Source organism: Micromonospora endophytica, from assembly GCF_003236305.1.
Classification (GTDB): domain Bacteria; phylum Actinomycetota; class Actinomycetes; order Mycobacteriales; family Micromonosporaceae; genus Micromonospora; species Micromonospora endophytica.
Window position 1 is genome coordinate 1 of record NZ_POTX01000205.1, and the last position, 10951, is coordinate 10951.

Consider the following 10951-nt stretch of genomic DNA (forward strand, 5'->3'; position numbering starts at 1 on the left):
GCCCACTGAGCCCACCCCGGGGCTGATGATCAAGAAGTTTCGGTCACGGCACACCGACGCGCCAGACGCAAACTTCTTGGTCAACTCACTCAAGCAGGGCGGGGCGACGGATCAGAGCCAGGTGAACCAGGATTTGGGGAGAAGTGCGTAGCCGAGGAAGGCGACGATGTCGAGCAGGGCGTGCGCCACGATCAGCGGCATGACCCGGCGGGTACGCAGGTAGAAGAGGCTGAACACGACGCCCATCACGGCGTTGCCGACGAACGCGCCGAAGCCCTGGTAGAGGTGGTAGGAGGCGCGTAGCAACGCGCTTGTCGCGACGATCGCGGCGAGCCGCCACTGAAGCTGACGCAGCCGGGTCATCAGGTAGCCGACCACGATCACCTCCTCCAGGATGGAGTTCTGGAAGGCGGCGAGGATCAGCACCGGCACCGTCCACCAGAGGTCGGGCAGCGCGGCCGGCACCAGTGTGGCGTTCAGGCCGAGTTGGGCCGCCACCCAGAACAACGCCAGGCCGGGCAGGCCGATCAGCGCCGCCAACCCAGTGCCCTGGGCGAGGTCGGCCCCGGGCCGCCGGCCGTCCAGGCCGAGGGTCCGCACCGGGTCGCCGGGGTCGCGCGCCAGCAGGTGTACGGCGAGCAGCACCGGCAGCAACGCGAAGACGATGCCGAGCAGCTGGTACGTGAGATCGAGGTAGGGCCGGGTGGACGCGGAGGTGTTCAGCGCGGCGGTCTGCTTCGACAGCCCACCCTCGGCGGTCAGCTTCGCGATGATCGACACGGTGGCGTAGACGGCGGATTGCCCGAGCGAGAGGCCGAGCACCAGCAGCGTCTCGGTGCCGAGCATCCGGCGGGACACCGGACGGGTGAGCTCAACGGTCACCGCACCACTCTGCCTGACCGGCATTGCCGGTGGCAGCCGGGGCGGCCGAGTGAACCTCATGAGGCGATCGCACATTCTGTGCGACCTACCGACACGCTCCGTGGACATTCTGTGGGGGCCCGATCCGCCGGCAGAAGTAAGGAGCGCCCCTGTGGACACCTTCGCGCGGCTGCTGAAGGAGAGTTGGACGTTGGTCGAGGAGGACCGGGTCCGGCTGACCGAGCACTTCTACGCGCGGACCTTCCTCCTCGACCCGGAACTGCGCAAGCTTTTCCCGGTGCAGATGTCGGGCCAGGGTGACCGGCTGCTGGAGGCGATCATCGCGGCGATCCACACGGTGGACGACCCGGAGGGCTTCGACGAGTTCCTCCGCGCACTCGGCCGGGATCACCGCAAGTACCACGTCGACGCCGCCCACTACGACACCATGGGCGAGGCGCTGCTCGACGCGTTGCGCTGCACCGCGGGCGACGGCTGGAACCTGGCGTACGACCAGGCGTGGCGGGATGCGTACGCGGCGATCGTGGAGAAGATGCTCGCCGGTGCGGCGGCGGACACCAACCCGGCGTTCTGGCACGCCGAGGTGCTGACCCACGAGCGGTTCGGGTCGGACACCGCCGTCTTCACCTGCCGGGCGCTCCAGCACCCGTTGTCCTGGAAGGCGGGGCAGTACGTCAGCATCGAGGCGCCCCGCTACCACCCCCGGGTGTGGCGGACGTACTCGGTGGCCAACGCCCCGAATGACGACAACGTGCTGGAGTTCCACATCCGTACGCCCGCCGGGGCCGGCTGGCTGTCCGGTGCTCTGGTCCGCCGGTTGCAGCCGGGCGACCTGCTGCGGGTGGCCGCGCCGATGGGCTCGATGACGCTGGACCGGTCGTCGGAGCGGGACATCCTCTGCGTCGCCGGTGGGGTGGGGCTGGCCCCGATCAAGGCACTGCTGGAGGAGTTGACCAGTTTCAACCTGACCCGCTGGGTGCACGTCTTCTACGGTGCCCACACCAAGGCGGACCTCTACGGTCTCGACGGACTTCGGGAGCTGGTGGCGGCCCATCCGTGGCTGTCGGTCACTCCCGCGTGCAGCGACGACCCGGACTTCGACGGTGAGCAGGGAGAGATCACCGACGTGGTGGCCCGCTACGGCCCGTGGACGGCGCACGACTGTTACGTCTCCGGATCCGCGCCGATGGTCCGATCCACCCTGCGGGTGCTCGCCGCCGACGAGGTTCTCCCGCAGCGCATCCGGTACGACACCTTCGGCAACCTGTAGAGCTTTACTCCCCCCGCACCGGGGCGCGTGCCCCTGCCCCCTGGGGCGCGCGCCCCGGTCCCCCCGGTCGGGCGGAGCCAGCACCGCCCCGCACGACCATGTCCGCCTGCCGTCGTTCCCACCGGGCGGGCATGGTCGTGCCACCGACGTGGGCACGCGGGTTTGCCGCGCTAGTAGCGCCAGGGGTGGCCGGACTCGCGGTACTCCTCGATCGGCACCAGCGGGACGCCCGGCGCCATCCGGTCGATGTAGAGCCGCCCGTCGAGGTGGTCGACCTCGTGTGCCACCAGCCGGGCCATGCCGAACTCGAACGAGGTGATCACCCGACTGCCGTCGAGCTGCGCGTGTTCCACGTCCAGCCGCAGCGGCCGGGGCACCAGGCCACGGTGGTCGAAGAAGGAGAGGCAGCCTTCGTACTGCTCGTCAGTCTCGACGGCGGTGTCGACCACCCGCGGGTTGAGCAGCACCAGCGGTTCGGCGGTCCGGTCCGGTGGGCGGATCACCGCAGCCGCGCGCCCGATGCCGAGCTGCGGTGCGGCGATGCCGACTCCCTTGGCGAACGGATGCAGCTCGTCGAGGCGGGCCAACGCGGTGACCAACCGGTCCACGACCTGCCGCGCGACGGTCTCCTCGCTGGGCAGGTCGAACGGGCGGGCCGGCTGCCGCAGCAGGTCCGCGCCACGTTGGACGATGCCGAGTGCCCGCATCCGCTCGGAGGGCCTGACCCGGTCGGCGTCCGGCTCGGGTTCCGGCTCGGCGCGGAAGCGCCACAGCAACCGGTACCGGGCGTTCAGCGGCGGGTCGTCGGTCGCCCAGTCGAAGATCGCGCGGGCTCCCTCGTCGTGCCGGTCGATGGCCGTACGCAGCGGTCCCTCCTCCGCCGAGAGTGAGGTCTCCGCTCCCCAGACCTGCGGGTCCAGCTCGGCCGGGAGGTCCAGCCGGATGGCGAGGTGACGGGTGGGTACGCGGACGGCCCGCTGGAACCACGGGCCCCACTTGTCCCGCCCGACGAGGTACGTGTACTCGATGGTGGCGCGGTGACCGGGGTAGAGCGGGAAACGCCGTTCGGTGTTCTCGAAGATCAGCCAGATCTCCTTGAAGGCGTCCCGGTCGTGCTTGGCCCGCCAGTGCATGACCTCCCGCTCGCCGGCCTCTTCCCGGTACGCGCTGAGTTGCAGCTCGGCGAAGGTGAGCGGGCGTTCCCGGTGGTGCCGGTTGGAGCGGCCCGGGTCGTTGGGGTAGCGGTCGACGGCGATCCGCACCAGGTAGCGGGTGACCGGCTCGGTGCCGGCGTTGTACAGCTCGCGGCGGATGACGCAGCGGTAACCGGCGTCGGTGTGGGTCAGGTTGGCCGTCTCGCTCTCGACGATCAGGCCGGTGCCGGGCGGCAGCCACCTGTCCGGCGGCGCGGATTCCCGTTGGCTGCGCTCGGTGCGCGCGTGGCGCAGGTGGTCGTACTCCCGGAAGCGCTGCCAGATGGCGCCGCTGGCCTCCAGGACGGCCTCGGCGCGGCGAGCGAAGTCCTCGGTGGGTCGGTGCCGGCGCCCTTCCACGTGGCTGACGTAGGAGGGGTCGAAGCCCATCAGCGTGGCCAACTGTTTCTTGGACAGCCCCCGCTCCATTCGCTGCCGGGCCAGTTCGGCGGCGAAGGAGTCGGCAGCCCGATCGAGCGGTGAGGTCGTCATCAGCTTCCTCGTGGCCGGGAGTACAAGTTTCACGTTTGACTGCCGGGTCCGCACAGGATTGGCACCTTCTCGACAAGGTGCTTGACCGATGAGCGTTTTCTGCCGATACTGCGCCGCGCTTTCGAATGCGCACGCTGCGTGATCGAATGATCTGGACCTCTCCGGCCCGCGCCCGATCGAGGGTTCCGCGACGCCCAGAGGTGTGGTTAGGCTAGCCTTAGTCGACAGCGGGTGTGCCGGACGGAGGTGGAGCAGGTGACAGCCGTGCTGCCCGTCAGCTCCCCGGCCGAGGCACTCGCCCCGGTCACCGCGACCCTGCGCACCATGTTCGGCACCGACACCCTGCCCGGGTTGGCCTCGGGCCTGATCGTCGCCGACGAGGCCGGTTGGGCACCAGCGACCACCCTGACCGCCGGCAGCCGGCTGCCGGAACTGCTCGACTCGGCGGCCCGCCTCTGGGGCGGCACCCCGCACGCCTCCGCCGCGCTGGCCTGGAAGGCGTACAGCTACTGGGCGGCGCTGCCGGTGGTGCTCGGCTGGGCCACCGCCCGGCGGGTGCCACTGCTCGACCCGGCCGCCACGCTCATCCACTTCGCCGATCAGCGCACGCTGATCACGCTGGGCCTGCGCCGCTCGACCCCGGTCGCGGTGCTGCCCACCGATCCGCTGGCGCTCACCGGGTCACCCCAGATCCGCGTGCTCGCCGACGAGCAGGAGCTGCTCGCCGCAGTGCGCGCCACGCTGCTTGACGCACACTTCACGCCGCTGATCAGCGCGGTCCAGGGCGAGGTCCGCATCGGCACCCGTACGCTGCTCGGCTCGGTCGCCGCAAGCATCGCGCACACCCTGCTCCTGGCCGCCGACGCACTGCCCGGCTCGGCGGTCGAGGCGGTCGACACGCTGCTCGGCGCGCTCGACCTGGCCGACCTGGTGGAGTTGGTGCCCGGCCCGAACGGCGAGCCCACGGTGCAGCGGCGTACCTGCTGCCTGGCCTTCACCCTGCCCGCGCCAAAGGTCTGCCAGGGCTGCTGCATCCGCACTGCCTGACCGCCGCCGCGCTCAGCCGGTCAGCGGACGGACGTCCCAGAGCCACACCCCGCCGGTCCGGGTGGGCTCGATCCCGGTCAGTTCGGTCATTCCCGTACGCAGGGCGTCCGCTCGGTCGTGCGGGCCGAGAATCACCACGCCGGCCCGCCAGTAGCGCAGATCCTCGACCGCGTCCCGCCGGGTCTGCGCGGTGACCGCCGGCACCTCGCCGGTACGCCGGATGCTGGCGAAGAAGCTGCTGGTCGGGCGGGGTGGCGCGGTGAACAGGGCGACCCGGTCCCGGCCGGGTCGGGTGTCCGGGCCGAGAAAGTAGCCGCGGGCGATCGGCATCGCCAACCGGGTACGGGCCGACCAGCGCAGCGGATCGGTGTATTCGGTGTCCGGCAGCGGCAGGGTCACCACGCTGCGTCCGCCTTCCAGATACGGCCGCCAGGCCCCGGAGGTGACGAACTCCGGTACCGGGTCGAGGCGCCTGGTCGGCAGCGGGGTGGGCAGCAACGGCACCAGCGCCATCGCCAGCACTGTCACCGTGCCGAAACGGATTTGCGACCGCCGGTCCGGATACCGGGCGGCCAGCTGCCGGACCCGCTCGGTGCCGTACGCCAGCAGTAGCCCGATGATCGGGGTGATGGCCAGCGACCAGCGGGTCGGCACCACCGCGTGCAGCAGCGGCAAATCCTCGAGCACCGCCCACGGCCCCGGCACTCCGGTCTCCGCGCGCTCGAAGCGGATCTCCCGGCCGAGGGAGAGCAGCGCGAAGATCAGCCCCAGCACCGCCAGGCCGATCACCACCACGTTCCGGCGTAGCCACCACACCAGCGCCGCCACCAGGATCACCAGCGGCCAGCCGAAGAACGCGTTCTCCTCGGTGGGATTCTTGGCCAGACCGGCCGCGCCGCGCGCGTCGCCGGCCAGCGACTCGCGGGAGTACGCGAAGAACGAGGCGAGGTCGGTGGAGTAGCCCCGGATCAGCCAGGGCAGCCCACGGTAGGCGCCCGGACCGAAGAACTGCACATACAGCGGGTACGCCAGCAGCACGCCGGAGGCCGCAGCGGCCACGCCCAGCCCGGCCAGGAACGGGCGGGCCCGTCCACGCAGCTCGGGCCGGCCGATCGCCAGCGCGACCATCACCACGCCGAGGCCGATGGCGACCATCAGCAGGATCTCCAGGTTCAGGAACGCCTGCCAGACGATCACCAGCGCGAGCAGGATGCCGTTGCGCAGCCAGCGACCGGCGTCGGCCAGCCGCACGGTACGCCAGATGATCAGCGGCACCACGTACTGCGACACGATGTTGGGGTGCGCGTTGGCGTGCGACACCATGGCCGGCGCGTACGCGCAGAACGCCGCGCCGAGCCAGGCCGGCCCGCGTGCGCCGATGAGGACCCGGGACAGCACGAAGTACCAGGCGGTCGCCGTGGCGATCATGCCGAGGGTGAGAAAGAGCAGGAAAGCGGTACGCGTGCCGAGCAGCAGGGTGATCGGTGTCATCGGCAGGGACACGGACAAAACAGACGTGTTCGCCATCAGATTGACCGATTCCGGCACATTCATCCGGTCCGATGAGAACGGGTAGGCAAATTCGGTGACCACCCGAGCGCCGTGCGCCATCATCCATTCGAACTGCGCCATATCGTTCGGGTTGTCCCGAATTCCGTCCTGCGGATTCAGCCACATCCGCGCGGTCACCCAGAAGCCGAGCAGCGCGAAGCTCGCCACGGCAGCGACGTCCCGCCACCAGCCGGAACCGCCCTCCCCGAGGCGTCTCCCGGGCGCTCCGATCCGCCCAGGCGTCCCGCGCCACCCAGCAGATCGACCCGAATCAGGAGTAGTCATGGCAATTCATAGCGTAGTTGCCCAATGTCGCCACCGTGCAGGCTTCAGGACCCTCGCGTAGTATCTTCCGGGTTCGCTGACCACCACCGATCGTGCCCATAACCCCGACCAATTCGGCCACCGCGGGCCCCGATATCCCCGCCCTTCGCGCGGATGGTTCACTCAGTCGGTCCCGGCGCGGGTCGAGTCGCATCGTGAGGAATCGACGCATGGCAGAAATCACTGGGGATCAGCGCGTGCAGTCCGAGGTCCTGGAGGGCCTCGCCACCGCGGTCAACCACCGGCGCTGGTTCGTCGAGCTGGCATTGCCCTATCTCGGCGACAACCCGATCGAGATTGGCAGCGGCCTCGGCGACTACGCACTGGAGTGGGCCGAACACCTCCCTCGGTTCACCGCCACGGAAGCCGACCCGGACCGTCTGGTCTCGCTCAAGGAGCGGCTCGCCGAGCAGCCCAGCATCGAGGTACGTCAGATGCTGCTGCCCCACTCGGAGCAGGGCGACTACAGCGCCGCAGTCTCGTACAACGTGCTGGAGCACATCGAGGACCACGTCGGCGCGCTGAGCAGCATGCGTCAGCTGGTCCGCCCCGGCGGCGCGGTGATCATCATCGTGCCGGCCTTCCAGTTCGCGATGAGCCCGGCCGACATCGCCACCGGCCACGTCCGCCGCTACACGAAGAAGACCCTCTCCGCGGCGATGACCGAGGCCGGCCTGCGGGTCGAAAAGATCCACTACGCGAACGCGCTCGGCCTGATCGGCTACTTCATGGCCACCAAGGTGTTCCGGCTGATGCCGAAGGAGGGCCCCATGGTGAAGGTCTACGACACCCTGGTCCTCCCCGCCACCAAAGCCGCCGAGCAGCTCGCTCGCCCCCCGTTCGGCCAATCCGTCTTCGCCGTGGCCCGCACGCCCAGCTGACTTGCTCCACGTTGATCAAGAAGTTTGCGTCGGGATCCAGCGGGATTCCCGACGCAAACTTCTTGGTCAACTAGATCGTGCTAGCCGGAGATCTGGTAGGTGGGGCGGGTGGTGGCACGGGCCAGGGTGTGGAAGGCGAGGTTGAAGCCGACGTACGCGGGAGTGGCGTCGGGGGTCACCTCGAGGCGTTCCACGTCCAGGGCGTGCACCGCGAAGACGTACCGGTGCGGCCGGTCCCCGGACGGCGGCGCGGCACCGCCGTACCCCTGCTCGCCGTAGTCGTTGCGCACGGTGAACGCCCCGCGCAAGCTCTCGCCCGACGCGCCGCGCGGCAGCTCCGTCACGTCAGCCGGCAGGTTGACGAGCACCCAGTGCCAGAATCCACTGCCGGTCGGCGCGTCCGGGTCGAAGCAGGTCACCACGAAGCTCTTCGTCTCCGCCGGAAAGCCCGACCAGGCCAGATGCGGCGAGACGTTCTCGCCGCCGGTGCTGTCGTGCGCGTGGACCGCGTCCATCGGCTCGCCGTTGCGCACGTCATCGCTTGTCACGGTGAACGAGGCGACGGTCGGCAGCAACTCGTACGGGTCCGGGGCGATCGGTCGTTCCAGGGTCATCGACACAGGTCCTTCCGGTGGAATGTGCTTCTCTGCGTCCCCTTCATACCCCGCCAGCGGCCCCCATTCGAGCGGACCCCGGTCAGGAGACGTCAGCCGAGGTGCGGCGGGATCCAGATGTGGGCGCCGACCAGCCGCAGATAGGCGTACGCGGTGAGCATCGCCCGGCACTTCCAGTGGCAGTTGCAGATCGGGCACCAGTCACGCCGTCCATCGGTCGGCGGCCAGTGGTCGGTCATGATGACCCGCGCGGAGAGGACCAGCTGGGCCCGTACCTGCTCCACAGGATCCGTCATCACCGGTTCGCTGTCTGGTCGTCCTGATCCTTCCCGCCATGCGCGGTGAGGGTCTCCAGCGCCCACGCGTACTGGCGGCAGCCCTCGCCGGGGCAGTCGAGGTAACAACGGCGGTTGGCGTCGTGCGCGACCACGCTCCGATAGGCCGAGAAGACAAGCACCACCCGATCGACCCGGTCGTCCGGCCACGTCATCGCAGCACACCGATCGCCACGACCACCCCGACAAGCAGCACCACCACGGCGCTCACGGCCGCGATGGCCCAGGCCCGGCGACCACCGCCCGTCGCAGGCATGCGGACCGGGTAGCGGTCGCCGTCAGGAATCGGCGGCTGAGCGTACGAAACACGCTGCGCGGGCGGAGGCTGAGACTCGTCCACCGGCTACTCCTCAGCAGTAGGAGGGTGCCGGCCGGACACAGGGGGAGTGCCCGGCCGGCCTGGACGGGGCCTCGCTGCTGACGAAGGACCCCGATGGACTGAACTTAGGTTCCTAGGGGATCTGAGTCAACGTAGGAACCACAGCGAGTCACGCCGACTGGCACCCTGGAAGGGCTGACGAAGGGCCCTGCCACATGAACCATCGCCGCAAGCCGCTCTACGAGCACGTCGTTGACGACATCACCGCGTCCATTCAGGCCGGCACGATCAAACCCGGCGACAAACTGCCGTCGATCGCGCAGTTGGCCCAGCAGTACGGCATCAGCGACACCCGCGTGAAGTTCGCGCTGCGAATCCTGGGCGAGCGCGGACTGATCGAGACGCATCAGGGCAAGGGCAGCTTCGTGGCGGCCAACCCGCCCACCTGAACCACGGGGCCACAGCAGAGGATAGTGATCAGGTTCGGGGGCGCGTGAGCACGTCGCCGCCCTTACCATGCCGGGATGGGCAAATTCCTTGCGCTCTTCAACGGTGCCGCTGGTGAGTTAGACAAGGCCGAACTCACCGAACAGGAGCAAACTGAGTTCATTCAGGCTTGGGCGTCATGGGCGCAGGCCAACGAGAAGGCTCTCATCGATCCTGGCGCTCCGTTGTACGCGAAGAAGCTGGTCACGGTGCAGGGGGTCGAGGACTTCACCGACACCCTGACCGGCTACACCATCGTGGCGGCGGACTCGCACGATGAGGCAGTCCAGATCTTTGCCGAGCATCCGCACCTGGGGCTCTTCGCCGGAAACTCGATCGCAGTCATCGAGTGTCCGGCGCCACCGGCTGACTGATGTTGACGGTCGGGCAGTCAGGAAGCGCTGCCGCTGACCAGCAGGGCGGAGGGTGTGGGATTCGAACCCACGAAGACATCGCTGCCTTACCGGTTTTCAAGACCAGCGCCATCGGCCACTAGGCGAACCCTCCCGGACCGCGCACCGCGCGGCCGTGCCTAGTCTGCCATGCCGGCCGGACCGGCGAGGGGGCGAGGGCTACCCGATCGGCCATGATCGTTCACCCTCAGTTGTGCCGGGTACGAGCGTGGACGGGCGGGTGGATCGGGTATGACTGGGCCATGCGCGCGATCACCATTCTGGAGCCTGGCGGACCCGAGGTGCTGACCTGGAGCGAGGTGCCTGATCCGGAGCCGGGGCCGGGTGAGGTGCTTGTCGACGTACGGGCCACCGCGGTGAACCGGGCCGATCTGCTGCAACGGCAGGGGCATTATCCGCCGCCGCCGGGCGCGCCCGCGTACCCGGGATTGGAGTGCTCGGGGGTGGTGAGCGCGACCGGTGCGGACGTGGCCGGCTGGCGGGTGGGTGACCAGGTCTGCGCGCTGCTGGCCGGCGGCGGGTACGCCGAGCGGGTGGCTGTGCCGGCCGGGCAGTTGCTGCCGGTGCCGGCGGGGGTGGAGTTGGTCGACGCCGCCGCGCTGCCCGAGGTGGCGTGCACGGTCTGGTCCAATGTGGTCCAGGTTGGCCGCCTGGCGGCGGGCGAGACGCTGCTGGTGCACGGTGGCGGCAGCGGGATCGGCACGTTCGCGATCCAGCTCGGCAAGGCGCTGGGCGCGACGGTGGTGGCGACCGCCCGTGCGGTGAAGCATGATCGGCTGCGGGAGCTGGGCGCCGATCATCTGATCGATTATCAGCAGCAGGACTTCGTCGAGGAGACCCGGGCGGTCACCGACGGGCGGGGCGCGGACGTCGTCCTCGACATCATGGGCGCGTCGTACCTGGGTCGGAACGTCGCGGCGCTGGCCCCCGACGGCCGGCTCGTGGTTATCGGCATGCAGGGCGGCCGCAAGGCAGAGCTGGACCTCGGCGCCCTCCTGGCCAAGCGCGCCACCGTCGCCGATGCCCGGATCACCGCACCGCTCGACACTCCTACGACCGGCACCATAACCGTCGCTTTCCTGATCTCGCCCCAAGCGGAACTCGTCGACTTCGCCGGGCCCTGGGGCGTGTTCGAATACGTCCA

General features: G+C 69.5%; 12 protein-coding genes and 1 tRNA gene. 6 read left to right on the forward strand and 7 right to left on the reverse strand.

The features are described 5' to 3' along the window. Positions 1-111: 111 nt before the first annotated feature. Positions 112-882, reverse strand: coding sequence for a CPBP family intramembrane glutamic endopeptidase (locus C1I93_RS23475; RefSeq protein ID WP_111245471.1), 771 nt, complete (start codon positions 880-882; stop codon positions 112-114). A gap of 151 nt (positions 883-1033) precedes the next feature. Here C1I93_RS23475 and C1I93_RS23480 point away from each other — a divergent pair, with 151 nt between their 5' ends. Next, complete coding sequence (locus C1I93_RS23480; RefSeq protein ID WP_111245462.1) at positions 1034-2152, forward strand: globin domain-containing protein; 1119 nt, start codon at positions 1034-1036, stop codon at positions 2150-2152. A 170-nt stretch (positions 2153-2322) separates the two neighbouring features. Here C1I93_RS23480 and C1I93_RS23485 read toward each other — a convergent pair whose 3' ends face one another. After that, positions 2323-3837 carry a peptide deformylase gene (locus C1I93_RS23485; RefSeq protein ID WP_111245463.1) on the reverse strand — a complete coding sequence of 505 codons (1515 nt, stop codon included), beginning with the start codon at positions 3835-3837 and terminating at the stop codon, positions 2323-2325. 324 nt (positions 3838-4161) lie between these two features. Between C1I93_RS23485 and C1I93_RS23490 the strand changes: the two genes are divergently transcribed. Beyond that, positions 4162-4884, forward strand: a complete 723-nt coding sequence (locus C1I93_RS23490; RefSeq protein ID WP_111245472.1) for a hypothetical protein — start codon at positions 4162-4164, stop codon at positions 4882-4884. A 12-nt stretch (positions 4885-4896) separates the two neighbouring features. On the opposite strand, the gene C1I93_RS23495 is transcribed toward C1I93_RS23490, so the two are convergent. Continuing rightward, positions 4897-6561, reverse strand: a complete 1665-nt coding sequence (locus tag C1I93_RS23495) for a DUF6311 domain-containing protein (protein WP_111245473.1) — start codon at positions 6559-6561, stop codon at positions 4897-4899. 368 nt (positions 6562-6929) lie between these two features. Here C1I93_RS23495 and C1I93_RS23500 point away from each other — a divergent pair, with 368 nt between their 5' ends. Then, a complete protein-coding gene (locus tag C1I93_RS23500) occupies positions 6930-7640 on the forward strand; it encodes a class I SAM-dependent methyltransferase (RefSeq protein WP_111245464.1) in 711 nt (236 codons plus the stop codon). A gap of 80 nt (positions 7641-7720) precedes the next feature. Here the strand turns inward: C1I93_RS23500 and C1I93_RS23505 are convergent, their stop codons facing one another. The 3 genes from C1I93_RS23505 to C1I93_RS23515 form a co-directional block, all read right to left on the reverse strand. Then, positions 7721-8254, reverse strand: a complete 534-nt coding sequence (locus tag C1I93_RS23505; protein ID WP_111245465.1) for a YbhB/YbcL family Raf kinase inhibitor-like protein — start codon at positions 8252-8254, stop codon at positions 7721-7723. Between the two features lie 92 nt (positions 8255-8346). After that, positions 8347-8550: a hypothetical protein gene (locus C1I93_RS23510; protein WP_111245466.1), complete on the reverse strand. Its 204-nt coding sequence runs from the start codon at positions 8548-8550 to the stop codon at positions 8347-8349. After that, positions 8550-8744 carry a hypothetical protein gene (locus C1I93_RS23515; protein ID WP_111245467.1) on the reverse strand — a complete coding sequence of 65 codons (195 nt, stop codon included), beginning with the start codon at positions 8742-8744 and terminating at the stop codon, positions 8550-8552. Before C1I93_RS23515 ends, C1I93_RS23510 begins: the two co-directional genes overlap by 1 nt. Before the next feature lie 379 nt (positions 8745-9123). On the opposite strand from C1I93_RS23515, the gene C1I93_RS23520 reads away from it, so the two are divergent. Together C1I93_RS23520 and C1I93_RS23525 are read left to right on the forward strand one after the other, a co-directional pair. Next, entirely contained in the window at positions 9124-9357 is a 234-nt protein-coding gene (locus C1I93_RS23520; protein WP_111245468.1) for a winged helix-turn-helix domain-containing protein, read from the forward strand. Between the two features lie 75 nt (positions 9358-9432). Further along, on the forward strand, positions 9433-9768 hold the full coding sequence (locus C1I93_RS23525) for a YciI family protein (protein WP_111245469.1): 336 nt from the start codon (positions 9433-9435) through the stop codon (positions 9766-9768). Between the two features lie 46 nt (positions 9769-9814). Here the strand turns inward: C1I93_RS23525 and C1I93_RS23530 are convergent. Next, positions 9815-9901 (reverse strand) — tRNA-Ser (locus tag C1I93_RS23530). Positions 9902-10049: 148 nt separating this feature from the next. Between C1I93_RS23530 and C1I93_RS23535 the strand changes: the two genes are divergently transcribed. Next, positions 10050-10951 (forward strand): NAD(P)H-quinone oxidoreductase (locus C1I93_RS23535; protein ID WP_111245470.1); only part of this gene is annotated, 902 nt, incomplete at its 3' end.